The 23,280-nt window shown below is 60.6% G+C and carries 21 protein-coding genes; 8 read left to right on the top strand and 13 right to left on the bottom strand.

Annotated elements, in window-relative coordinates; genetic code table 11:
• Positions 1-4: 4 nt before the first annotated feature.
• The 3 genes from ACE3PR_RS11810 to ACE3PR_RS11800 all read right to left on the bottom strand — a co-directional run bounded on the left by ACE3PR_RS11810 (position 5) and on the right by ACE3PR_RS11800 (position 2,911).
• Positions 5-760, bottom strand: a complete 756-nt coding sequence (locus tag ACE3PR_RS11810; RefSeq protein WP_374371986.1) for a hypothetical protein — start codon at positions 758-760, stop codon at positions 5-7.
• 198 nt (positions 761-958) lie between these two features.
• Positions 959-1,627 (bottom strand): hypothetical protein, encoded by a 669-nt coding sequence (locus ACE3PR_RS11805; protein ID WP_374371983.1) that lies wholly within the window; start codon positions 1,625-1,627, stop codon positions 959-961.
• Positions 1,628-1,885: 258 nt separating this feature from the next.
• Positions 1,886-2,911 (bottom strand): aldo/keto reductase, encoded by a 1,026-nt coding sequence (locus tag ACE3PR_RS11800; RefSeq protein ID WP_374371981.1) that lies wholly within the window; start codon positions 2,909-2,911, stop codon positions 1,886-1,888.
• 215 nt (positions 2,912-3,126) lie between these two features.
• On the opposite strand from ACE3PR_RS11800, the gene ACE3PR_RS11795 reads away from it, so the two are divergent.
• Positions 3,127-3,363, top strand: coding sequence for a hypothetical protein (locus tag ACE3PR_RS11795; protein ID WP_374371979.1), 237 nt, complete (start codon positions 3,127-3,129; stop codon positions 3,361-3,363).
• Between the two features lie 84 nt (positions 3,364-3,447).
• On the opposite strand, the gene ACE3PR_RS11790 is transcribed toward ACE3PR_RS11795, so the two are convergent.
• Positions 3,448-4,248: an undecaprenyl-diphosphate phosphatase gene (locus tag ACE3PR_RS11790; RefSeq protein WP_374371976.1), complete on the bottom strand. Its 801-nt coding sequence runs from the start codon at positions 4,246-4,248 to the stop codon at positions 3,448-3,450.
• A 120-nt stretch (positions 4,249-4,368) separates the two neighbouring features.
• Positions 4,369-5,685, bottom strand: coding sequence for an alpha/beta fold hydrolase (locus ACE3PR_RS11785; protein ID WP_374371974.1), 1,317 nt, complete (start codon positions 5,683-5,685; stop codon positions 4,369-4,371).
• A gap of 514 nt (positions 5,686-6,199) precedes the next feature.
• Here ACE3PR_RS11785 and phaR point away from each other — a divergent pair.
• The 6 genes from phaR to ACE3PR_RS11755 all read left to right on the top strand — a co-directional run bounded on the left by phaR (position 6,200) and on the right by ACE3PR_RS11755 (position 11,434).
• Positions 6,200-6,832 (top strand): polyhydroxyalkanoate synthesis repressor PhaR, encoded by a 633-nt coding sequence (gene phaR, locus ACE3PR_RS11780; RefSeq protein ID WP_374371971.1) that lies wholly within the window; start codon positions 6,200-6,202, stop codon positions 6,830-6,832.
• A gap of 4 nt (positions 6,833-6,836) precedes the next feature.
• On the top strand, positions 6,837-7,640 hold the full coding sequence (locus tag ACE3PR_RS11775; protein WP_374371969.1) for an alpha/beta fold hydrolase: 804 nt from the start codon (positions 6,837-6,839) through the stop codon (positions 7,638-7,640).
• Complete coding sequence (locus tag ACE3PR_RS11770) at positions 7,633-8,544, top strand: DMT family transporter (protein ID WP_374371967.1); 912 nt, start codon at positions 7,633-7,635, stop codon at positions 8,542-8,544. The genes ACE3PR_RS11775 and ACE3PR_RS11770 overlap by 8 nt, the downstream gene beginning before the upstream one ends.
• The gene (locus ACE3PR_RS11765) at positions 8,541-9,113 is read left to right on the top strand and encodes a gamma-glutamylcyclotransferase (protein ID WP_374371965.1); all 573 of its coding nucleotides are present in this window, start codon (positions 8,541-8,543) and stop codon (positions 9,111-9,113) included. Before ACE3PR_RS11770 ends, ACE3PR_RS11765 begins: the two co-directional genes overlap by 4 nt.
• A 72-nt stretch (positions 9,114-9,185) precedes the next feature.
• Positions 9,186-10,466, top strand: a complete 1,281-nt coding sequence (locus tag ACE3PR_RS11760; RefSeq protein WP_374371962.1) for an NAD(P)/FAD-dependent oxidoreductase — start codon at positions 9,186-9,188, stop codon at positions 10,464-10,466.
• Positions 10,467-10,486: 20 nt separating this feature from the next.
• Positions 10,487-11,434, top strand: a complete 948-nt coding sequence (locus tag ACE3PR_RS11755) for a ketopantoate reductase family protein (protein ID WP_374371960.1) — start codon at positions 10,487-10,489, stop codon at positions 11,432-11,434.
• Between the two features lie 6 nt (positions 11,435-11,440).
• Here the strand turns inward: ACE3PR_RS11755 and topA are convergent, their stop codons facing one another.
• From topA to ACE3PR_RS11725, 6 genes are all read right to left on the bottom strand, one after another.
• A complete protein-coding gene (gene topA, locus ACE3PR_RS11750; protein WP_374371957.1) occupies positions 11,441-14,167 on the bottom strand; it encodes a type I DNA topoisomerase in 2,727 nt (908 codons plus the stop codon).
• Between the two features lie 57 nt (positions 14,168-14,224).
• Positions 14,225-15,370, bottom strand: a complete 1,146-nt coding sequence (gene dprA, locus ACE3PR_RS11745) for a DNA-processing protein DprA (RefSeq protein ID WP_374371955.1) — start codon at positions 15,368-15,370, stop codon at positions 14,225-14,227.
• A gap of 372 nt (positions 15,371-15,742) precedes the next feature.
• On the bottom strand, positions 15,743-16,402 hold the full coding sequence (locus ACE3PR_RS11740; RefSeq protein ID WP_374371952.1) for a hypothetical protein: 660 nt from the start codon (positions 16,400-16,402) through the stop codon (positions 15,743-15,745).
• Positions 16,403-16,439: 37 nt separating this feature from the next.
• Positions 16,440-17,066 (bottom strand): glycerol-3-phosphate 1-O-acyltransferase PlsY, encoded by a 627-nt coding sequence (gene plsY, locus ACE3PR_RS11735; protein ID WP_374372644.1) that lies wholly within the window; start codon positions 17,064-17,066, stop codon positions 16,440-16,442.
• A complete protein-coding gene (locus ACE3PR_RS11730) occupies positions 17,066-18,397 on the bottom strand; it encodes a dihydroorotase family protein (protein ID WP_374371949.1) in 1,332 nt (443 codons plus the stop codon). Before ACE3PR_RS11730 ends, plsY begins: the two co-directional genes overlap by 1 nt.
• Positions 18,394-19,359 (bottom strand): aspartate carbamoyltransferase catalytic subunit, encoded by a 966-nt coding sequence (locus ACE3PR_RS11725; RefSeq protein WP_374371947.1) that lies wholly within the window; start codon positions 19,357-19,359, stop codon positions 18,394-18,396. The genes ACE3PR_RS11730 and ACE3PR_RS11725 overlap by 4 nt, the downstream gene beginning before the upstream one ends.
• Before the next feature lie 361 nt (positions 19,360-19,720).
• Between ACE3PR_RS11725 and ACE3PR_RS11720 the strand changes: the two genes are divergently transcribed.
• Entirely contained in the window at positions 19,721-21,478 is a 1,758-nt protein-coding gene (locus tag ACE3PR_RS11720; RefSeq protein WP_374371945.1) for a hypothetical protein, read from the top strand.
• Positions 21,479-21,492: 14 nt separating this feature from the next.
• On the opposite strand, the gene ACE3PR_RS11715 is transcribed toward ACE3PR_RS11720, so the two are convergent.
• Together ACE3PR_RS11715 and ruvX are read right to left on the bottom strand one after the other, a co-directional pair.
• Entirely contained in the window at positions 21,493-22,710 is a 1,218-nt protein-coding gene (locus ACE3PR_RS11715; protein WP_374371942.1) for a CaiB/BaiF CoA transferase family protein, read from the bottom strand.
• Between the two features lie 72 nt (positions 22,711-22,782).
• Positions 22,783-23,253: a Holliday junction resolvase RuvX gene (ruvX, locus tag ACE3PR_RS11710; RefSeq protein WP_374371939.1), complete on the bottom strand. Its 471-nt coding sequence runs from the start codon at positions 23,251-23,253 to the stop codon at positions 22,783-22,785.
• Between the last annotated feature and the right edge of the window lie 27 nt (positions 23,254-23,280).

Here is a 23,280-nt window from a genome sequence, read left to right as displayed (position 1 = left end):
ACTACTATGTTGCTCCAGTGCGCCTATGTGCCGGCATCTGAGCTATGACAATTTGCTGTGTCAGCATGTCCCAAAAATAATAGATTCTGAGGCAGCGTTTGGGATCGCGTGTGTTTCCCCCATTCTTTATGTGCCAATCGGCAGTATGGCGTTGACCTTGCCAGTCCAAATCAAATTGATCAGCGCCGCAATGAGCATTGCGAATACCATCCATTACGACTTCGTCTCGCAACGTGCCCTCGCCGCCTTCAATGCGGCGGCTTCGGCATTCGTTTGCTAACCACAATAGGCACTTTGCTGCTACTTCGACTTCCTCAAATTCTGCGGACTTTATGCTACGTCGCGCAAGGGGACTCAAGGTTACGCGGCCGGCGAGCTGAACATCACACCAACTGATTAACGATTCCCACGAAATAGGCAGTTCGACGTCGGCGTCTGAGTAGCCATTCTCATTTCTGATTCGATCTAGAAGTTGCTGTACGCGATATGCTGAGGCTCTTACTTGTTCCTCAGCGGTCTCAGCTCGAATTTCTGCTTGTTTATGTTCCGTATCAAAGTATTCAAGGCTCTCGTGTAGATCCGAAACCTGTTGTTCAAGAAGACTAATGCGTGCCTTTGCGGTTTCTAACTGGTCACTTTCACTTGCTCCTTCGTTTTCTAAGCGTTGTTGTTTTAGTATCAGGCCAGCGTTCCGAATTGATGCAAATGTGAGCACGTCTCTGCCGAGAACGGCGCGTCGCACACTTTCGGTGGCGGCCAAGGATCGCATCCATCGTAGACACTGAGCAGCTCCATCGGTTGACGACAGCTGGTCAGCCAACACTAACCTATGAGCGTACGGATCAGAATCTTCAGAGAAGCTAGGGAGGTAAGCGCGGACACTTCCTCCAAATACAGAGCGTTGCTTTCCAAGGCTATGCGTTAGGCCCCAAGTGTAAGACGCGGGCAATATGACTACTTAAGCAATGCCTAGCGTTGCGCGTGCTAGCATAGAGGCGTCAATCAGAGGTGCGCTTGTTGTGCTTGTTTCAGGAACGGTTAGTACGAAAACTGGTACACGGCGTCCAGGATCTAACAGCAGTGCAATTAGATCATCGGCTTCGCTTTCCGAGTCAATCAACCAAGGAACTGCTTCAATGTGCGTGTTTCCGCTAGTTAAGCCGCACTTCTCGGCAACTTGCTGGACGAAGCCGGGTGTATGCGGCTCTACGTTTAGTGCTTCTTCTGCCGTACTAGCTAAGAGTCTCGCGCTAAAGCGGGGAGATTGATCGCCCATAAGACCAACCACTACCTCGGTGGTCCAGATGCGGCCCGCGACAGTTTTATCCGGATCATCGGCGCGGATTGCCCAGATATCCGAAGCTTCATTTTCGATACGAACGCCAACGCTGTTACGGCCACCCGAGAAATACTCAAATTCTTGGAGTTCCCAAGCCTCTGCCGGAAGTTTCCCGCCGCATCGTTTTTGGGCCCACTTCAATACTTCTTGGCGAGCAAGATTTGCTCCTTGAATAGGGTCTTTACCCTCAATGCTGAGCGCAATTCTCAGAACCTCATGTTCTTTAACTAGTTTCGGCATCCGAGATGCGAGCGGGTGTAACGCATCCCATAATTTTGATTTGATCAAGCGAGCCTCCCGACAGTCTTTGCAGGCATCAAGATTCGCAAAACCGATACCCTGAGGCATTTTGGGAAGTGCCTGTTGCGAGCCCCATATCGCTACATTCAAATTAGAGTAATGGGCGCTATATTTACACGCTATGTTAGAAACTTCAAACGCACGTAGTGACGGTCTATTTTGCCGTGTTGGAAAGCAATGAAATTGGTTCGCTTATGGCACTAAGTCTTAGGGAGAGAAGTAAGCTGCCGCTAAACTGGCAACAAATTACCCCACCACCCGCGGATTCCGCTCCTGGAAGTCCCGTTGGTGCCAATAGGGATAGGTCGGTGTTTTTTCCGTCACCGCGTCCAGGCGCTTCATCTGATCCGCTGTGAGGCTCCAGCCCAGGGCGCCGAGGTTCTGTTTCAGTTGCGCCTCATCGCGGGCGCCGATGACGAGGTTGCATACGGTCGGGCGGGCGAGGAGCCAGTTGAGGGCGATCTGGGCGATGCTCTTGCCGGTTTCCTTCGCGATCTCGTCCATGACGTCGATCACCTGGTAGAGGAACTCGTTCTCGACCGGCGGGCCGCCCTCGGCGCCGCCGCTCTTGATGCGGCTCGATTGGTCCTGCCCGCGGCGGATCTTGCCGGTGAGGCGGCCCCAGCCCAGGGGGCTCCAGACCATGGTGCCGACACCCTGGTCGAGGCAGAGCGGCATCAGCTCCTCCTCGTAATCGCGACCGATCAGCGAATAGTAACCCTGATAGACGGCGTAGCGGGCGAGGCCATACTTCTCGGATGTGGCCAGCGACTTCATCACGTGCCAGCCGCTGAAATTGGAACAGCCGATATAGCGGATCTTGCCGGCGGTGATGAGGTCGTCGAGGGCGCGCAGGGTTTCCTCGACAGGGGTGAGCGCATCGAAGCCATGCATGAAATAGAGATCGATGTGATCGGTGCCGAGGCGCTTCAGGCTGGCCTCGCAGGCCTCTATGAGATGAAAGCGCGAGGAGCCGACATTGTTGGGGGCGTCGCTCATGGCAAAGGTGGCCTTGGTCGAGATGAGCGCCTGGTTGCGCCGGCCCTTCAAGGCCTCGCCCAGGATCGATTCAGAGGCACCGTTGGAATAGACGTCAGCGGTGTCGAAGAAATTGAGTCCGGCTTCGAGACAGATATCGACCTGGCGCGCGGCGGCCTTCACATCTACCGCACCCCATTTGTCGAAGAACTCATTGCCGCCGCCGAAGGTCGCGGTGCCGAAGCTCAAGGCCGGCACCTTGAGGCCGGATTTGCCCAATTGACGATGTTCCATTATGTCGCCCGCCTGCTCGCTGGTTGCGTTGCAATGAGTCATATCGCGGCGCAGCACATCTTTTCTACCACGCTGGCAGCATGGGATTGCGCCGCGACACATCGCCCATTTGAACAATATGTCACAGGGACTTAGCGGAACAGGGGCGGCGCGAGGCTGTTGGAATGAGTGCAGCAAGCATGCTGCGCCCAAGGACAAATGAAAGGACGTTCGTGATGGCCAACCAACCGAACCAGCCGAATCGTGATCCGAAGCAGAACCAGCAAAACCAGCAGGGGCAAACGCCCCGCCAGCCGGGTCAGCCGGAACGCGGTGAACCGCAGCGCCAGCAGAACCAGCAGCCCGGCGAGCGGCAGCGCCAGCAGGGCGAGCAGGATCCCAATCGGCAGGATCCCAATCGGCAAGATAAGGAGCGTCAGCGCGGCGAGGACAATGCTCAGCGCCGCAGCTGATTGCTGATTTATCCGAGAGTTGGGACAGGGCACGCGCCCTGTCCCTTTTCTTTGCCTGAACTTTTTTATTGCCCGAGTTTCCGATCAGCTCAGAAGTAACATCAGCATGATTGCCCCGAGGACAATGCGGTAGATTGCAAACGGCGCAAAGCCGTGCCGCCCGACGAAGCCGATCGCTAGTTTTACGACGGCAAGGGCTACCAGAAAGGCCGTGGCGAAACCGATCGCGATAATCAGGACGCCGCTGGAATCGAGCGCTCCCCAATGTTTGTAGAGATCGTAGACCGTCGCCGCCAACATGGTCGGGATGGCAAGAAAGAACGAGAATTCGGTCGCACTCCTGCGATCGACACCCATCAGCATTCCACCCATGATCGTGGCGGCGGCACGCGAGACGCCGGGGATCATGGCGGTGCATTGGAAGAGGCCGATCGCAAGTGCCCGCGGCAATGAAATCTCTTCGATCGCATGCACCCGTGGCTGCGGGCGGAATTTTTCGATCAGCAACATGGCGATGCCGCCGACGATCAGCATGACGGAGACGATGAGGGGCGAGAACAGCACCTCCTTGATGATCCGGTAGGCGAGCACACCCACCACCATCGACGGCAGGAAAGCGACGAGGATCACCGCCGCGAAATGCCGTGCCGGTGGCCGATCATGAAGATGAAAGGCGACGCCCAAGAGCTTTGCGCGATAGACCCAGCAAACGGCCAGGATGGCACCCAGCTGGATGACGATCTCGAAAAACTTGCCGCTTGGCCCCTGAAAGCCGAGCAGGTCGATCACCAGAATGAGATGCCCGGTGGAGGAGACCGGCAGGAACTCGGTCAGTCCTTCGATGGCGCCGAGCAGCACGGCCTGAAGCAGGGTCGTCGTGTCCATTCCGTCTTTCCGTCTCGCTCTTATTATTTTTCTGTATGAAAGTTTCGGAACGAACCGTCGCGCAAGTCGATCCAAAGTAGCGCGGGCTTTATGTCTGCCGCGAGGCGGCGGCGCAAATGCCTAATGTGCGGCGCGGGGTGACATGTCGATGACACGCCGAATCCAGCCAGCCACCGGCTCCCACACATCGCGGGCGGCGCTGCGGCCCACCATCATGCCGATATGGCCGGCATGAGGGACCATCTCCTCGACGATATTGAAACGGCGGGTGAGGGCGCGCGAGCTTTCCGGCGGCACAATGCGATCGGCATTGGGGATCACATTGAGCACGGGAATATCCAGCTCGGCCGGATCCACCACCTTGCCGCCCACCCGCCATTCCAGATTGGCGGTGGTGTTGGCGCCGTACCAGCCGGTGAGGCATTCGCGCGTCACCGGTGCCGACAGGCTGATCCCGTCATTGAGCCAGTCTTCCAGCGCCACGAAGCGCCGGGCGGAATCGCTGTCGCTGGCGAGGGTGCCGAAGAACTGGAATTTCTTGAGCACCTGGAAGGGATCGAGGCCGGAGAAGAAGGATTGCAGCATGTCGACCGGAAGCTCACCCAGAATCTGCAGGACCGGCTCCAGGTAATGGCCGATCTCGCCCACCATGCGCGCATGGGGCGCATTCTCGGCATGGAAATCCCAGGGTGTGGCGAGGCAGATGAGGGCGGCAATATCCTTCTGCCGTCGGAGGGCCAGCGACAGGGCGAGATTGCCGCCCATGCAATAGCCGATGACGATGATCGGGCCACCCGGTTCCTGGCGCACCGCCTGCAAGGCCGTCTGCAATCGCCCGACGATGTAATCCGAGAGCGAGAAACCACGCTCGAGATAGCCGGGCCCATCCCAATCCACCACGAAGGGATCGAAGCCGTTGCCGTCGAGCCAGCGCAGGAAACTGGCCTGCGACTCCAGGTCAAGGACATAGAAGCGGTTGACCAGCGACGGCACTACCAGCACGCGCGGTCGGGTCTTGTCATCCCGATGGGTGCGGTAGTCCCGCAATTTGGTGGTGCCTTCGTCCCACAGCACCGGCATGTCGGGGAGGCCCCGGCGGTAGGGATGGCGGCGATAGGCCTCGATCCCGTTCAGCAATTCTCCAAAGCGACGGCGGCCCTCATCCTGCAGCGCCGTCATCAGGGCCAGCGGGTCCGCCTTTTGGATTTCCGGCTCCAGCGCGCGCATCGCTTCCGCGAGCTGATCTAGGTTTGCGTTTGGCGGGCTGCCGTTTGGCTGGCTTTGCTGGCTTGCCCAATTCGCCAAGGCGCTTCTCAAGGCCGGCAAGGCGAGCGCGGAGTTCGTCCAACTCGACGCCGCGAGGCTCAGATGCTGCGGCAGGGGTCGGGGTCCCAGCCGACGCTGTGCCGGTGGCTGTTCCTGGCTCTCGGCTGCCATCGGTTTGGCCTCCCATATTTGCAGGGCGCATCCAATTCCGGGCGAGATCTGCCCAGGCCTTGGCCATGTCGGCGCCGGCCCCCGGCATCGGAGCACCGGATTGCAGGCCCATCTGGCCCATCTGACCCAGCCACATGCCGGGAAGGGGCATCGCGGCCATCAACCGGGCGGCCTGGCTCGCGAGATCCGGGTTGGCCGCGGCCGCGGCAAGCTGGTTCTGCCACAGGTCCAGGAGGCGGCGCGCCAGCTCTTCCAGGCTGGGGGCCGCGGCACTTTGCTTGTTTCCCGGCGTTTCAGTCATTTAGGGACTATAGCCAAGCCGGTTCGCCAGGGAAACCCACGCTTTGCTGCCCCTGCGAAGACCCCATCGGATCAGGGGTTTGCAGCGCAGCGACCGCATTGCCACATGGCCCCCCGGTAGTGCTATGCTGGTCTTAGCGCCCGAATATGTTCCCGTTAAGCCAGCATGTTTTGCATCGCATAAATCAACGGGCGCGGATGGGGAGAGTGAAGAATGGCCGTGTCAGGTGACCAGACGAAAACCGGCGAAAAGCCGGCGCCGGTCCGTATTAAGAAATATGCCAACCGCCGTCTCTACAACACGGCGACGAGTTCCTATGTGACGCTCGACTACCTCGCCCAGATGGTGCGCGAGGGGCTCGATTTCACGGTCGAGGACGCCAAGACCGGCGAGGACATCACCCGCTCGGTCCTCACCCAGATCATCGTCGAGGAGGAATCGAAGGGGCAGAACATGCTGCCGATCAACTTCCTCCGGCAGCTGATCAGCCTTTACGGCGATAACCTCCAGTTCCTGGTGCCCGGCTATCTGGAAAAGAGCATGGAAAGCTTCGGCGCCAATCAGGACCAGATCCGGCAATACATGAAGGACAATTTCGGCGCCGTCTTTCCGCTCGACCGGATGGAAGAGATGTCGAAGCAGAACATGGCCTTCTTCCAGCAGGCGATGAGCATGTGGAACCCGTTCAAGCTGGCGGGCGGCACAGGGCCGAACGGTCCACTGCCGCCGGACCCGAAGGGCGAGGGGGCCAAAGGGGGCGACGAGCTTTCCGACCTCAAATCCCAAATGCAGGCCTTGCAGCGCCAATTGGAGCAATTGACCAAGGCCGGCCAGAAGACCGACTGATTTCATGCGCGCCAAGATCAACGGAACTGAACTACATGTGACGCTGGCCGGGGAGGAAACCCGGCCAGCGCTTTTTCTCGCTCACTCGCTCGCCACCAGCCATGAAATGTGGGGATTGCAGTTGCCGGTCCTGGCGCGGCATTTCCGCGTGGTTGCCTTCGACATGCGGGGCCATGGCGCGAGTGCTGCCCCGGCGGGCGCCTACAGCCTCGATCAACTTGCCGATGACGTGGTGGCGCTTGCCGATCATCTCGGCATCAAGCGGTTTCATTTCTGCGGCCTGTCCATCGGCGGCCTCATCGGCCAGTCGCTGGGACTGCGCCATGGTCAGCGCCTCGATCGACTGATCCTGTCCTCTACTTTCACCGGACCGGTCGGACCGGATGCACAGAAGGGCTGGGATGATCGTATCGCAACCGCCACGTCGCTCGGCATGGACAGCCAGATCGATGGCACCATGGCCCGCTGGCTTTCCGCCGAGTTCCAGCAGGCGGCGCCGCGTTCGGCACAATGGATTCGCGATCTCATCGCCACGACGCCCGTCGCCGGATTCAATGGCTGCTCGGCGGCGATCCGGGACATGACACTGGAACCTGACCAACTGAAATCGATCAAAGCGCCGACCCTGGTAATGGCCGGCGAGAAGGATCCGGGCGCGACACCGGCCGCGGGCGAGCGGATTGCCCAGGCCATCCCCGGCGCGAAGTTTCATGTCGTACCTGGTGGCTTCCATCTCTGCAATGTCGAGTTCCCGCATCATTTCAGCGAGACCATGCTGGCCTTCCTGCTGGGCGGAGAAAATGGCTGAGGGGGCAACGCCCCCTTCCCGGAAGATCGAGGCCGCGCCGGATACCAACCTCCTGATGCGTGGCGTGCCGGTCTTGTTCGTGTTGCTCTGGGCGACCGGCTTTCTGGTGGCGAAATTCGCCATTCCTTACGCGCAGCCCTTCACCATCCTCACCATCCGCTTCGCCATCGCCGCGGTCATGATGCTGGTTCTCGGTCTTGTGTTCGGCGCGCGCTGGCCGCGGACAAAATCCGAAATCGGCCATATCGCCGTCACGGGCGTGCTGCTGCAGGCGGTCTATCTCGGCGGCTGCTACGCGGCGATTTATGCCGGGCTCTCGGCCGGCATCGTCGCTCTTATCGCCGGCCTGCAGCCGATCGCGACGGCGGCTCTCAGCGGGCCTTTGCTCGGCGAGCATCTGAAACCGATGCAATGGCTGGGCGCGGTCCTCGGCTTCATCGGCCTGACCATGGTGATCTGGCACAAGCTCAGCTTCGATCCAGAGCACGTCTGGGCGCTGGTCTTTGCCTTCATCCAGCTCTTCGGGATTACCGCTGCGACCTTCTATCAGAAGCGCTTCTGTCCCAACGCGGATTTGAAAGCGGGTGCTGCCATCCAATATGCGGCAGCGACGATTGCGTTGCTGCCGGTTGTCGCCATCCTCGGCGTTGGCGAGATCGACTGGCAGCCGGAATTCATCTTCGCCATGGGCTGGATCGTGGTCGTCCTTTCCGGCATCTCGATCGCGCTTCTTACCTGGATGATCCAGCGCGGTGCCGCCTCGAAAGTCGCGAGCCTCTTCTATCTGACGCCACCGGTGGCGGCTCTGGGTGGATATTTCATGTTCGATGAAAGGTTGGATGCGCTGGCTCTCTGCGGTATCGGCGTGGTGGCCTTGGGCGTTGCCTTGGTGAACCGGAAATGACCGAAGCGGAGATGATCGAGAATCGCCGTTACCGTCCGAAGCCGGGCGAGGAATTGCGCGTCTTCGCCTATGGTTCGCTGATGTGGCGGCCGGATTTTCCGTTTATCGATCTGCAACCGGCCGTTCTCTATGGCTATCACCGCGCCTTCTGCATCACCTCGACGCATTACCGCGGCTCGGTGGAGCATCCGGGCCTGGTCCTTGGTCTCGACCGCGGCGGCCAATGCCAGGGTCGCGTCTATCGCGTGGCGCCGGAGGATGCCGAGACAGCGGCCGATTACCTGCATCGCCGTGAAATGATCACTGGTGTCTATATTCCGCGCCTCCTCAAGGTACGCCTGCCGGATGGTGTGGACGTGACTGCGCTGTCATTTATCGCCGACCGCCAGCACCCTCAATATGCCGGCAAGCTCTCGCCCGAAGATGTGGTCGCCCGTATCCGCGATGCTGTCGGCATTGCGGGCCGGAATATCGACTATTTGCGCAACACCGTGCAGCACCTTGACCAGATGGGAATCGGCGATTGTTCACTGCACCGCATCCTGCGTCTGCTTGAGGCGCAATCCTGACCTGCTGCCACCCGGCTTGGCGCCCGTGCGCTGAGTTTCTATAACATGAGCCTGCCAGCGACCGGGGGGATCATGGGCCCATTTGAACATCCACAGAGTTCCTATTATGCAGCGACTGCGAATGCTTCGCCGCAGCGGCCGACATTGTCGGGCGCCGTCACGGCGGACGTCTGTGTCATCGGCGGCGGATTTACGGGACTTTCCGCAGCCCTGCATCTTGCCGAACGCGGCTTTAACGTTGTTCTCCTTGAGCAGGCCCGGATCGGGTGGGGCGCTTCCGGCCGCAATGGCGGGCAGATCAATCTGGGCCTGCGCAAGGGGCCGGAAGAACTGATCGCGGCCTTTGGCGAAGATCGCGCCCGAACCCTCTTCGGCATGGCCGAAGAGGCGCGCCAGATGATCTTTGATCGCGTGGCACAGCACGGCATCAAGTGCGACCTTAAGCCGGGGACCCTCCATGCCGCCAGCAAGGCGCGCGACCAGCACTGGATGCAGGATGAGATCACCTGCCTTGAAAACAAGTACGGCTATCGCAACGCACGCTATTTGGACCGGGCGGGAATACGTAGCGAGTTGGGCTCGGAAATCTTCCATGCCGGCGTGCTCGACAGTGGCGGCGGCCATCTGCACCCGCTCAATTACGCCTTGGGTCTTGCCGAAGCGGCGGCTTCTGCCGGCGCCGAACTCTTCGAGCAGACTCGTGTGCTCAAGATCGAACAGGGCGCCGTGAATCGTGTCGTCACTTCGGCTGGCGAGGTGCAGGCAAAGCATGTGGTCCTGGCCTGCAATGCCTATCTCGGCGATCTGGAACCACGTATCGCGGGCAAGATCATGCCGATCGCCAATTTCATCATCGGCACAGAACCGCTTTCCGAGGCAGAAGCCCGGGACGTGATCGCCCGCGACGTCTGCGTCGCCGATACAAAATTCGTGGTGAGCTATTGGCGCCTGTCGGCGGATCGCCGGCTGCTCTTCGGGGGTGGGGAGCGCTACAGCACAAAACCACCGACCGACATTCCGGCCTTTGTGCGACCCTATATGCTGCGCGTCTATCCGCAATTAGCGGGGAAACGGATCGAGTATGGCTGGGGCGGCATGCTGGCCATCACCGTCTCGCGCTTGCCGCATGTCGGGCGGATGGGGAACATATTCTTCGCCCATGGCTATTCCGGGCAAGGTGTTGCTGTGACGGGCATCATCGGCAAGCTGATCGCCGAGGCGGTTGCCGGGACCGCCGAGCGTTTCGATGTCTTCTCCGCCATCCGGCATCAGACTTTCCCCGGGGGGACGTTGTTGCGCCATCCACTGCTCGTGGCGGCGATGTTGTGGTATGCCTTGAGAGATCGGCTCTAGGTGCGGCGAGGGGAAAAGGCATGAAGATCCTGATTTTGGGCGCAGGTGCTGTTGGCGGCTATTTTGGCGGCCGACTGGTTCAGGCCGGTGGCGACGTTACCTTCCAGGTTCGCTCAGCCCGCGCTCAGCAGCTCGCGACCCGCGGCCTCGTCATTCAGAGCGCCCTGGGGGATGCCACCATCAAGGTCAAGACAATCGAGCAGGCAGCAGGTACCGGCCCCTTCGATCTCGTGATCGTGAGTTGCAAGGCCTATGACCTTACTCAGGCGATTGCTGCGATTGCGCCGCATGTTGCCGCCGGTGCCATCGTGCTACCGCTCCTCAACGGCATGCGGCACAACGAAGATCTCCGGCATCGCTTCGGCAGCGATGCGATGATCGGCGGCATGTGCCAGATCGAGGCGACCTTGTCGCAGGACGGCGACATCATCCACAAGAGCCAGTTCGCCCGCATGGTCTTCGGGCCGTTCGAGGACTTTCCCGCGCATGCGCGCATGCAGCGTGTCCTCAGCGAATTCGCGGCCATTTGCGGCAAGGCAAATTTCACGTCGAATCTCACCGATCCGATCGATCAATCCCTATGGGACAAATGGGTGATGATCAGCACTTTGGGTGGCGTCACGACCCTGATGCGGGGCGCTGTCGGTGATGTCATGGCCGCCCGCGAAGGCCGCGAACTGATTGAAGAGATGTTGCAGGAAGCGATCGCCGTCGCTACCGAGAACGGCTACCCGCCGCATGCCGACTACCTGTCGAGTATCCGCAAGCTGTTGCTGGCACCTGGCTCGACCTTCATGGCATCGATGCTGCGCGACATCGAGCGAGGTAATCCCGTCGAGGCCGACCATATCATCGGCGACATGTACCGCCGCGCGCATGACCATGGCCATGACGCCAATGTCCTGCGCATGGTTTATTGCCATTTGCAGACATACGAAGCGCGCCGCGCCCGCAACGGACTGAAGTAAGGAAGCTCAGGCCTTCTTCTTGACGATTTTTTTCGTCGCCTTCTTCACGGCTTTCTTGGCAGCCTTGGGCGCAGCTTCTTTCGGCTTTGCCTCTTTGGGCGTGGTCTTTTTTGCGGCCTTCTTGGCTGCCTTCGGTGCGGCTTTGGTCTTCTTGCCCTTGACGCCCCCCTTCTCGGCACGCGCTGCGATTAGAATGAGCGCTTCCGATAGAGAAACCGCAGATGGATCGACCGATTTCGGCAAGGTCGCGTTGACGTTGCCCATCTTCACATAGTGGCCGTATTTGCCATCATGCAATGTCACGGTTTCGCCCGTTTCGGGATGCTTGCCGATCTCCTTGCCCGGCGCCGCGGCGCCGCGACCGCGGCCCTTGCTTTCCTGAGAGAGAAGTTCGACAGCGCGGTTCATGCCGATCGAGAGGACGTCGTCATCCTTCGGGATCGATTTGAATTTGCCGTCGTGGTTGAGATAGGGACCGAAACGGCCGATCCCGGCCATAATCGGTTTGCCGGTTTCCGGATGATGGCCGACGATCCGCGGCAGGCTCAGGAGCTTCTGCGCGATCTCGAGATTGACGGCATTGGGATCCAGGTCACGGGTCAGCGAGACGCGTTTGGGCTTCTCGCCATCCTCGCCTTCGCCGAGCTGTACATAGAAGCCGTATGGGCCCTTGCGGAGCGTGATGCTGCGCCCTTGTTCATCCTTGCCGAATTCGACCGGCCCGGCGGAGCCGGCGGCGATTTCCTCTTCCGTCTGCACGGCCAGAGGCTTGGTATATTTGCATTCGGGGTAATTGTTGCAGCCGATGAAGGCGCCGTTCTTGGCAAGCTTGATGCCAAGTTCGCCGCCCGCACAGGCCGGGCAGGCGCGCGGTGCCTTGCCATTGCCGAGATCCGGGAAGAAATGCGGCGCCAGGGCTTCATTGAGCACGTCGATCACCACCGAGCGGGTGCCGATCCCTTTATCGAGATAGGCAACGGCCTCCTGCATCGAGGGCAGCTTGCCTTCGCCGGCGACTTCTTCCTGGTGCAGATGCGCAAAATCGTTCCAGAACTCGGACAGCACATCCTTCCAGCGGGCACGGCCGCCGGAAATGTCGTCGAGCTTGGTTTCAAGATCGGCGGTAAAGCCGTATTGCACATAGCGGTCGAAGAAATTGGTCAGGAACGCCGTGACCAGGCGGCCGCGATCCTCTGGCACCAGGCGCTTCTTGTCGATGCGCACATAGGCGCGATCTTCCAGCGTCTGCAGGATCGAGGTGTAGGTCGACGGGCGGCCGATGCCGAGTTCTTCCAGGCGCTTGATCAGCGAGGCCTCGGAAAAACGCGGCGGCGGCTGGGTGAAATGCTGCTCCGGCTTGATTTCCTTGGCCGAGACGTCATCGCCCTGCTTCAGCTTGGGCAGGCGCTTGCCGCTGTCGTCGTCCTCCACTGGATCGTCGCGGTCTTCCTGATAGAGCGTCAGGAAACCGTCAAAGGTGATGATCGAGCCGGTCGTGCGCATGACCTGCTTACCATCAGCAGAGGCAATGTCGATTGCGACCTGATCGAGCTCGGCGCTTTCCATCTGGCTTGCGAGCGTCCGCTTCCAGATCAAATCGTAGAGACGGAATTCATCGTCGCGCAGATAGTGGCGCACATGTTCCGGACGGCGGAACAGATCAGTGGGGCGGATGGCCTCGTGGGCCTCCTGGGCATTCTTGGCAGCACTCTTGTAAATACGCGGTGCTGCCGGCAGGTATTTTTGGCCGTATTGTTCGCCGATCAGCTTGCGCCCGGCGGTGATCGCGTCCTGGCTCAGCGTGACGCCGTCGGTACGCATATAGGTGATGAGGCCGACCGTCTCGCCGTCGAGATCGATGCCCTCATACAAGCGCTGGGCGATCTTCATCGTCTGCGCGGCGCCGAAGCCGAGCTTGCGCGAGGCTTCCTGCTGCAGCGTCGACGTAATGAAGGGTGGGAATGGGTTGCGTCGGACCGATTTGCGTTCGACCTGCGACACCTTGAATGGCGCGCCGGCCTTGACCTTGGCGACCGCGGCTTCTGCCGACGCCTGGTCCTTGAGATCGAATTTGTCGAGCTTCTTCCCGTCGAGATGCGTCAGGCGCGCGCTGAAGACCTGGCCGTCGGGTGCCGTCAGGCTGGCTTCGATGGTCCAATATTCCTGCGCGCGGAAGGCTTCGATCTCGGCTTCGCGTTCGCAGATGATGCGCAAGGCGACCGACTGAACGCGGCCCGCCGAGCGGCTGCCCGGCATCTTGCGCCACAGAATGGGCGACAGAGTGAAACCCACGAGATAATCGAGGGCGCGGCGCGCGAGATAGGCATCGACCAGCTCCTGATCGATCTGGCGCGGATTGGCGATCGCCTCCAGAACGGCGCGCTTGGTGATTTCATTGAATGCCACGCGGGCCATCGGCAGCTTGGCGAGGTTCTTCTTGCCCTTGAGTTCCTGCTGCAGATGCCAGGAGATTGCCTCGCCTTCGCGATCAGGGTCGGTAGCGAGAAGCAGTATCTCGGCGCCCGCGGCGGCGGTCGCGATCTCTTTGATCTGCTTGGCGCCGCGGCCCTCGGCATCCCAGGTCATGGCGAAATCTTCGTCCGGGCGGACGGATCCGTCTTTGGGCGGCAGGTCACGGACATGGCCGAACGAGGCCAGGACCTTGTAATCGCTACCCAGATATTTGTTGATGGTCTTGGCCTTGGCGGGAGATTCGACGACGACGACCTTCATGGACCCGCTTTCGGGTTAATGTGCAACAAACCGCGGGATGGGGCTGAAAAAGGGCGGTCAGGCGACCTGCGCCAGCAAAGAAACCCGGTTGCCGGGGTGGCGTTCCAAGCGGCCCGCCAAGTCCAATTCCAGCAGCACCATACCCATAACGGGAGCGGAGCAATGACACTGCCGAAGCAATTCGTCAACCTCCACCGGACTGGGGCCGAGCAGTGACAGGATGCTGTCGCGGGCGTCGTCCGTCGAGGTTTCCAGTTCATTATCAATGGGTTGGGGTTGAAACTGGAGGTCACGTTTCGGCATGGAATCTAAGAATATAGTCTCATTTAATGCCTCCAGGACCTGTGCGGCATCTTCGACCAAAAGTGCTCCCTGCCGGATCAAGTGATTGCTGCCGCGGCAACGGGGATCAAGGGGTGAGCCTGGCACCGACATGACCTCGCGGCCCTGTTCATTGGCCAGGCGGGCGGTGATGAGAGATCCGGACTTCACGGCCGCCTCGATGACGACGACTGCGCGCGACAGCCCGGCAATGATGCGGTTGCGCCGCGGAAAGTAGGGCGCCCTGGGTTCGGTGCCCGGAGGCATTTCCGCCAGGACGAGCCCCTCGCGGCCAAGCCGATCAAAGAGCGCCGCATTCTCCGGGGGGTAGAGCACGTCGATTCCGCCGGCGATGACGGCGATGGTGCCGCCCGAGGGCGCGAGCAGGGCACCCTGATGCGCGGCGGTGTCGATGCCCCGGGCCATCCCCGAGACGATCACGGCCCCGGCCGCCGCGAGATCGCGTGCCATGTCTGTTGCCAGCCGCCTGCCATTGGCCGAGGCGTTGCGCGCGCCGACCAGGGCGATCTTGCCCGGCTGCGCAAGAAGATCGAATCGTCCGCGCGCGGTGAAGATGGGCGGTGCCGTGTCGATCGCCCGCAGATCTTCAGGATAATCAGGCTCGCTCCAGGCGATCGCCCGGGCGCCGAGCTCGGCCAGACGAGCCAGTTCGGCAAGTGCCGCGCTCTCCGGATAGGCCCGATAGATCAACTTGCGACCACCGCGCCGCGCCAGATCCGGCAAGCGCTCCAGCGCCTTGCCGGCCGAGCCGAATCGCTCCAGCAACCGGCGGAAGGTGCTGGTTCCGACATTGTCGCTCCGCGCGAGGCGCAGCCAGTCCAGGCGTTCTTTATCGGTAAGGGGGCGGAAGGGCATGAGCATGCCGCAGCCTAATTTACCCGCAAAACGGAATCAATCGTGAACAGCCACGCGTAACGCGATAATCGATGCCGATTTGCCAAGGCATTTTGAGCAGGTGAATCTCCCCTAATTTGGTCATCTACGAACACAGATCCCCCTCGGACACGGGCGGAAATTGGATCCCCTAGCAAAGTGGGCACGTCGTATCCGTGGGGCAGTCGGTGGTCAACCGTCAAGGCCGCCCTTCGACCTCGCTTATCATCCTCGCGAAAGCAGGGGAAGACAATGCGAGCCATGCACTTCTGCCAAAACTGAAATGCTCTAGGGAACGGTCGTGAGAAAAATTGTTACAAACTCCTTGCCGCCGAGATTCAGCCTGCGCGCGAGTGCCAACTAGAGATAAAGATCCCCACCATTCATGAGCCAGTACCGTTTGTATTCCGTTATCAGCTCGTCAATTGCCTGCTCATAGGCTGCATCCGAGTAGCCGGGCGCTTTTTCAGACAATGTCCGCTGTAAATCCGGGTTGGGTGCAAATCCTGCTGCGCAGTGATTTGTGCGGGACTGAAACGATAAACGAGCTGCAAGCTTTGTATCTGTTATCACGGCCTTTCCAAAAGGTATGGTCACAGCCGCTTGTAGCAGCTTTGATCCGGCCTGCATCGCGTCGCAAATATCGGCAACAGTGCGATCGGGATGATGGACGCGCAGAACGGCAAAGATGTCGATGTCATTCAGGACGTAGCGTTGAGCGTTTACGGCATTGGCAATCAGGTCTGGGCCCAATTTTCCGCCTGGCAACAATGCATCAAGTGTGCATCGCTCAATATCAAGGAGATGACTAACTATGCCACCCCAATTCATATTGGTTGGCGGGCTAAATGCTGGTCTCGAAAAATCTCGGCGCGGCGTATACGCGGCAGAAATCTGCGTTTCAGACCCGTTTCTCGCTTTTAGCAGCCTCCGTATTAGCCAGTTCAAGAGGCGGCAGACAGCGAACGCACAAATGACCATAAAGATCAGAGCAGCGAAAACGAGAATCAAATTCTGCATTACGATGTTGCGTTAGTTGGAAAGAGCAACGTCTCAATCAAATATTGTCTGCTTTCTTCTTCCCGATCCTGGGCTCGGTGCCCTTGAACAGGCGCACGATATTCTCGTGGTGGCGGATCCAGACCAGGATTGCAGCGAAGATCGCGAAGGCAACTTGGGCCGCGGTTCCCAGGAAATAGGCATAGACCGGTGCCAGGGCGACGGCGACCAGTGCCGACAGAGACGACATGCGGAAGAGGAAGGCGATCACCAGCCAAGTGAGGCAGGCGCCGATGCCGACCATCCAGTTGACGGCTATAAGGGTACCCAAGGTCGTTGCAACGCCCTTGCCGCCCTTGAAGCCCAGCCAGACCGGGAAAAGGTGCCCCAGCAAGGCAGCCCCGCCGGCGATGACCGCAAGTGGTGGGGCGACCTGAGCGGCGATGAGGGCGGCCACAGCGCCTTTGCCGCCGTCGAGCAGCAGGGTGGCAAGGGCCAGGCCCTTATTGCCGGTCCGCAGAACGTTGGTCGCACCGATATTGCCGGACCCGATCTGGCGGATATCGCCCAGGCCGGCGATGCGCGTCAGCACCAGGCCGAAAGGCACCGAACCCAGGAGATAGCCCAGAACCACAGCCCCGGCGATGTACCAGGTGGGCAGCCCGTCGAGGCCGAAATCCGGCATCATGCCATTCCTTCCAGCGCGAAGACCTGCCGGCCATCGACGAAAGTGCGCAGCACCAGACCCTGGACCGGACGGCCATCATAGGGCGAGTTCTTCGACTTGCTCTTGAAGGAGGCCACGTCGATGCGGTGTGGCCGCTCGAGATCGAGCAGAACCAGATCCGCCGGCGCACCCTTGGCAAGGCGGCCCTGCGGCAGACCCAGAATCTCGGCGGGGCGGCTGGTCAGGCATTTAAGAAGATCGAGCAGCGAAACGAGGCCCTTGTGATAAAGCTCCAGGCTCACCGGCAACAGCGTCTCAAGGCCGATGATACCGGCCGCGGCCTGCACGAATGGGACGCGCTTGCTCTCGACGTCATGGGGAGAATGATCGCTGGCGATGCAGTCGATGACGCCTTCGGCCAGGGCCGCGGCAATCGCCCGCCGGTCGCTTTCCCCGCGCAAAGGCGGCGACAATTTGGCGAAGGTGCGGTAATCGCCGATCTCGTTCTCGTTCAACGAGAAATAGGGCGGCGCCGTATCGCAGGTGACCCGCAGGCCTTCCTGCTTGGCATGCCGGATCGCTTCCACCGAGGCCGCCGTCGAGACATGGGCCACGTGATAGCGGGCGCCGGACATGCGCACGAGATGGAGATCGCGTTCGATCATCATCACTTCGGCGCAGGCCGGAATGCCGGGCAGTCCGATACGGGTCGCAAGCTCGCCATTGTTCATGGCGCCGCCAGCCGCCAGACGCGGCTCTTCCGGATGCTGCACGACGAGAAGGTCGAACGTACGCGCATAAGTGAGGGCGCGCCGCATGACCTGGGTGTCGGCAACGGCGTGTAGGGCGTCGGTGAAGCCGAGCGCGCCGAATTCCGACAGCATACCCATCTCGACCAGATCTTTGCCTTCCAGGCCCTGGGTGAGGGCGCCGTAGCAATAGATCTTGGCGCGCTTGGTCTCGCGGGCACGCCGGGCGATGTATTCGACACCCGAGACATCGTCGATGATGGGATTGGTATTGGGGAGGCAGACCATGCTGGTAACGCCGCCCGCGGCGGCGGCAAGGCTGCCCGTATCGATGGTTTCCTGATGCTCGTCGCCGGGCTCGCGCAACTGCACCCGCATGTCGACCAGGCCGGGGGCCAGCACATGACCACCGCAATCGATGATCTCGGCCTCGGCCGGCGCCTGATCACGCCCGAGATGAGCGCCGATATCGACGATCACTTCGTCCTTGACCAGAAGGCCGCCGCGTTCGTCGTGATTGCTGGCAGGATCGACGATGCGCGCATTGAGCAGCAGCAGCGGCCGAGCCGGCTTCTTTCCATTCTTGGAAACGGCATTCATCGGTTCGACCCAACGAGGTTGCGGGTGAGGGCGTCGAGACAGGCCATGCGAACCGCGACACCCATTTCCACCTGTTCGCGGATGACCGAGCGATTGATGTCGTCCGCCACCTCGGAATCGATCTCGACGCCACGATTCATCGGTCCGGGATGCATGATGAGGGCGTTCGGCTTGGCGACCGAGAGTTTCTCGTAATCCAGGCCGAAGAAATGGAAGTACTCGCGGATCGACGGCACATAGGCGCCCTGCATGCGCTCCAGCTGCAGGCGCAGCATCATGACGATGTCCACGTCCTTCAGGCCCTTGCGCATATCGGTGAAGACCTCGACCCCCATCCGGTCGATGCCGGAGGGCAGGAGAGTGGTGGGTGCTATCACGCGGACGCGGACACCCATCTTGGTGAGCAGATGGATGTTCGATCGGGCTACCCGGCTATGAAGCACATCGCCGCAGATGGCGACGATGAGGCCCTGCAAATGGCCGAGGCGGCGGCGGATCGTGAGTGCATCGAGCAGCGCCTGGGTCGGGTGTTCGTGGCGGCCGTCGCCGGCATTGATGACGGCGCCATCCACCTTCTGTGAAAGGAGATTGATTGCCCCGGATTCGCCGTGGCGGACAACCATCACGTCCGGGCGCATGGCATTGAGGGTCATGGCCGTATCAAGCAGGGTTTCGCCCTTTTTGATCGAGGAGGTGCTGACCGACATGTTGATGACATCGGCCCCTAAGCGCTTGGCGGCCAGTTCGAAACTGGTCTGGGTCCGGGTCGAATTCTCGAAAAAGACGTTCATCACCGTCCGACCACGCAAAAGCGCACGGGCACTGGTATCGTCCCTGGCCAGATCGGCATAATGGTTGGAGAGGTCCAGCAGCCGCTCAATTTCGTCGGCGGAAAGCCCCTCAATGCCCAGCAAATGCCGGTGCGGAAAGAAGGGATGGGGCGTGCGGATTTCGGCGCTCATTTGAGCCGGCATCATACTGCCGATCCGCCGCCGGTCAACGATTCGACCATCCCCCAACCACAGAGAAAAATGGCGCAAACCGGCGATTCCTCCCGCATGCGACGCTATCGGCAGCGGTGCCGTCAGCTCTTGCCAAGGAGGTCAACGAGGCCAGCGCTCCAGTTACTGTACTAGGCGGACATCTTCGGGTCTGTTAGCGATATCGAGGTTGGACATTTGCTAACGCTCTGCACGAAGAGCAGTTTTCCGCCTTTGTTTCCTCATCGTGTGCAGTGGTCGGGACGGCCGCCTCGCGCGGCTGACTATGCGACCGTACCTGGCAATTGGACGGGTGCGAACATGTGCCAGGATGAGGTCGCCCATGCTGCGCTTGCATTTTATCTGCATCATTCTTGCCGGCCTGACTTGGGCCGAGCCTGCGGCCGCCAAGGGCCTGAAGCCGGATCCCGTGCCAGATGCTTGGCTCCGCGCCCATGCTGACGGCTCCAATAGCGGCTTTGCCGATGTCGTCACCGCTCCCGCGATTAAAATTGCGAGATCAAGTGCCGGGCTGGAGACGATTGCATTTGGCGCCGGCCCGGTGATTGGACAGGACGGCACCGTCTATGTCGGCAACCGGCAAGGAACCCTGTTCGCCTTCCACGCAGATGGGAACCCGGCCTGGAGCCGCCAATTGCCGCCTGGTCAGGAAATTCTCGCCGCGCCGGCAATAGGCGCGGACGGATCCATCTATGTCATAGGCGTGGCGGCATTCACGGATGATCGGGTGACGCCGCCCTTCACGCGGCCGGATTCCACGCTGCACAAATTCCTTCCCGGTGGCGGTTACGCGTGGAACGTGCCGTTTCCGGAGCCAAGCGCGGCGCTGCCAATCTCAAACGGGCGTGGTGGCACGACGGCGCCACCCGCCATCTGGAGCTTTGGCGGTTTGGAAGTGGTGATGGTGCCAACCGTCTATGTGAACCGCGTCGGCCTTTCGCGCGAGGTGCGCCTGGTCGCCTTTTCCACGGAAGGCCCAGGAGTTCTCGACGATATCCTGGTGACAAATTTCCACCAAGGCGATGTCACCGGCTCCTGCGGCGACGACGTGTTGTTCTGTTTCATTCCGTTGCCAGGCTTTCAGGGGCAGGGCGTGACAACCACCATCAATCCCGAGGATCGGTTGCCGGAAGGAGCAACGTTACCTTTGCCCGGTGCGGCCATCTATCGCTTTCCCGGTGGCGGCACGCCCTGGATCATCGTCGCGGATCAGCGCCACGACATCGTCGGATTCACCTTCTCTCCCCAGGGCGGGTTGGTCGAAAGAATGCGATCGCATGACCCGAACTGGACGCTGACTGCGCCGCCACTGATTCTGCCTGACACCCGGACACTCGTCGGTGGTCATCCCAGGGTGGTTGGATTTCGCGGTCAGGACATCAAGCGCCGCGTGTTCATTGAGGGTGTCGGTGGCGCCAATCTGGCGCGCCTGCCGGACGGCCAGACGGTTGTTGCCGTCGGCTGGAGGGGATTCAATATTCTGCAGGGTGAGGCCGTCGGCGCCGGCGACGAGTTTCCGGGTGCCTCGATAGTCCCTCCTGCCGTCTCGCGCTCGCACTTTTTCATCTCCACCGCCAGCGCGCTCTATACCTATGATGCGGCGACCATGGTCAGGCTGGCCAAGCTCGCCTGGCGCGGTGGTGGCGTTTCCCCGCCCGCGATCGGGCCACGTGGCGACGTCTACGCCATTGCTGGAAACAAGCTGCATGTCTTTCCGCGACCTTGCGAGACATGCGCCGTCGAGCCGCTTTCCGCCACCATGCCCACGGATGATGGCGCGGCGGCGGTTGCGCCCGAACCGGGTGCGCCAATGGTGCCGGCGGCGGAGCCAACGAGCCAAGGTTCGAGCCGTTTCAAGAAACCGATGGGGCCGAATGGCCTGCGGCTCCATGCCTGTACGACGTTGGACGGCAACGAATGCGGGCGTCCGGCCGCGGACGCATTCTGCCGCAGCCAGGGTTGGGCGGAGGCAGATAAGTACGATGTCGATTCAAAGAAGGAAGTTGCCGAAACTTTGTCTGGCGAACAATGCACGAAGAACAAGTGCAAGCTGTTCGACTACATCGAGTGCGAGAATTGACGTGGGATATTCTGCTAGATGACCTTTTTTTCTCTGAGCGTCCGGATCTCATCATCCCCCATCGATAGCAATTCCCGCAAGACCTCGTCGGTGTGCTGGCCGCAGATTGGCGGGGCGAGGCGGTAATCGACCGGTGTTTCCGAGAGCTTGATCGGGCTGCCGATGAGATCCACGTGGCCCGATCCTGCCGCCGGATGCGGCATCGAGATTTTCATTTCGCGCGCGAGAACCTGAGGATCCTTGAACACCTGGTCGATATTGTTGACGGGGCCTACCGGCACGCCGAGTGCTCCTAGGCCATCGATCCAGTATTGCTGCGGCTTCTGGCCGGTGAGGTCGTTGATCATCTGGTAGATGAGCTGGCGGTTGCGGACGCGCGCCGGATTGGTGATGAAGCGTTCGTCCTTGGCCCAGTCGGGCACGCCGGCGAATTGGCAGAACTTCTCAAACTGGCTGTCATTGCCGACGGCCAGAATGAAAAAACCGTCCGAGCAGCGCACCACGGAATAGGGGACGATGTTGGGATGCTCGTTACCGAGCCGCTTCGGCACCTCGCCCGAGGTCAGATAATGAAGGCCGATATTGGCGAGATAGCCCACCTGGGAATCCAGGAGGCTCATGTCGCAGAACTGCCCGCGGCCCGATATCTGGCGATGATGCAGCGCCGCGAGGATGGCAACCGTCGAATAGATGCCGCAGACGATGTCGGTAATGGCCACGCCGACCTTGGTCGGTTGCCCATCGGGATCGCCGGTGACACTCATAATCCCACCCATACCTTGCGCGAGGAAGTCGTAGCCTGCGAGTTTGGCATAGGGGCCGGTTTGGCCGAAGCCGGTGATCGAGCAATAGATCAGGCGCGGGTAGTCGGATTTGATCTGCTCGTAGGCGAGACCATAGCGGGCCATGTCGCCGACTTTGAAATTCTCGACGAAGATGTCGCAACGCGCGATCAACCTCTTGGCGATCTCCTGCCCTTCCGGTGTCGCAACATCCAGCGTCACCGAGCGCTTGTTGCGATTGATTGAGAGGTAATAACCGCTCTCGCTGGTATCCTTCCCGCTGGCATCCTTGACGAAGGGCGGGCCCCATTTCCGCGTGTCATCGCCGGCACCAGGCCGCTCGATCTTGATGATGTCGGCGCCGAGATCGCCCAGCAATTGCGTGGCGGTAGGGCCAGCCAGAATGCGGCTGAGATCGAAAACGCGGATGCCCGCGAGCGGTCCTGACATGGTGTTCCTCGGTACTGGTGTTAGGGCCAATGTCGAGGGATGGCCAGGCAAAAGCAAGCCGGATTCGGTGGGCTAAGGCTGGCCGCGATTGAGCCGGTCGAAAGCGCCCTGCAGGATGAAGGCCGCAGCCGATTGGTCGACGACTTTGGCGCGTTTGGCGCGGCTGAGATCCGCCGTCAGCATGTCGCGCGTAACGGCGACGGTCGAGAGGCGCTCGTCCCAGAAGGTCATGGGCAGGTCGCGCAGTTTGGCCAGGTTGTTGGCGAATTGCCGCACCGATTGGCACCGTGGTCCCTCGCTGCCGTCCATATTGAGCGGCAGGCCGATCACGAGGCCGCCGACCTGGCGCTCATCGATCAATGTCAGGAGTTTTTTTGCATCTTCGCCGAATTTGCTGCGGCGGATCGTCGTTACCGGCGTTGCGATGCGGTGTCCCGGATCGCCCACCGCGATGCCGATGGTCTTTTCGCCGAGATCCAGTCCGAACAGGCGGTGATTGGTCGGCAAGGCTGCCCTGAGATCCGTGATCGAGGCGACGATCATGGCAGGATTGCATTGAGGAATTTGGGT

The organism is Dongia sp., from assembly GCF_041909655.1.
Taxonomy (GTDB): Bacteria; Pseudomonadota; Alphaproteobacteria; order Dongiales; family Dongiaceae; genus Dongia.
This window is presented reverse-complemented; position numbering and strand designations above follow the sequence as displayed.

Excerpts from the sequence above, each read along its gene's own strand:
- ACE3PR_RS11725 (WP_374371947.1), bottom strand. The coding sequence starts at position 19,359 with ATGAGCGCCGAAATCCGCACGCCCCATCCCTTCTTTCCGCACCGGCAT.
- ACE3PR_RS11790 (WP_374371976.1), bottom strand. The coding sequence starts at position 4,248 with ATGGACACGACGACCCTGCTTCAGGCCGTGCTGCTCGGCGCCATCGAA.
- topA (WP_374371957.1), bottom strand. The coding sequence starts at position 14,167 with ATGAAGGTCGTCGTCGTCGAATCTCCCGCCAAGGCCAAGACCATCAAC.
- ACE3PR_RS11795 (WP_374371979.1), top strand. The coding sequence starts at position 3,127 with ATGGCCAACCAACCGAACCAGCCGAATCGTGATCCGAAGCAGAACCAG.
- ACE3PR_RS11715 (WP_374371942.1), bottom strand. The coding sequence starts at position 22,710 with ATGTCAGGACCGCTCGCGGGCATCCGCGTTTTCGATCTCAGCCGCATT.
- plsY (WP_374372644.1), bottom strand. The coding sequence starts at position 17,066 with ATGCCGGATTTCGGCCTCGACGGGCTGCCCACCTGGTACATCGCCGGG.
- ACE3PR_RS11755 (WP_374371960.1), top strand. The coding sequence starts at position 10,487 with ATGAAGATCCTGATTTTGGGCGCAGGTGCTGTTGGCGGCTATTTTGGC.
- ACE3PR_RS11760 (WP_374371962.1), top strand. The coding sequence starts at position 9,186 with ATGGGCCCATTTGAACATCCACAGAGTTCCTATTATGCAGCGACTGCG.
- dprA (WP_374371955.1), bottom strand. The coding sequence starts at position 15,370 with ATGCTCATGCCCTTCCGCCCCCTTACCGATAAAGAACGCCTGGACTGG.
- ACE3PR_RS11740 (WP_374371952.1), bottom strand. The coding sequence starts at position 16,402 with ATGCAGAATTTGATTCTCGTTTTCGCTGCTCTGATCTTTATGGTCATT.
- ACE3PR_RS11775 (WP_374371969.1), top strand. The coding sequence starts at position 6,837 with ATGCGCGCCAAGATCAACGGAACTGAACTACATGTGACGCTGGCCGGG.
- ACE3PR_RS11765 (WP_374371965.1), top strand. The coding sequence starts at position 8,541 with ATGACCGAAGCGGAGATGATCGAGAATCGCCGTTACCGTCCGAAGCCG.
- ACE3PR_RS11720 (WP_374371945.1), top strand. The coding sequence starts at position 19,721 with ATGCTGCGCTTGCATTTTATCTGCATCATTCTTGCCGGCCTGACTTGG.
- phaR (WP_374371971.1), top strand. The coding sequence starts at position 6,200 with ATGGCCGTGTCAGGTGACCAGACGAAAACCGGCGAAAAGCCGGCGCCG.
- ACE3PR_RS11730 (WP_374371949.1), bottom strand. The coding sequence starts at position 18,397 with ATGAATGCCGTTTCCAAGAATGGAAAGAAGCCGGCTCGGCCGCTGCTG.
- ACE3PR_RS11785 (WP_374371974.1), bottom strand. The coding sequence starts at position 5,685 with ATGGCAGCCGAGAGCCAGGAACAGCCACCGGCACAGCGTCGGCTGGGA.
- ACE3PR_RS11800 (WP_374371981.1), bottom strand. The coding sequence starts at position 2,911 with ATGGAACATCGTCAATTGGGCAAATCCGGCCTCAAGGTGCCGGCCTTG.
- ruvX (WP_374371939.1), bottom strand. The coding sequence starts at position 23,253 with ATGATCGTCGCCTCGATCACGGATCTCAGGGCAGCCTTGCCGACCAAT.
- ACE3PR_RS11770 (WP_374371967.1), top strand. The coding sequence starts at position 7,633 with ATGGCTGAGGGGGCAACGCCCCCTTCCCGGAAGATCGAGGCCGCGCCG.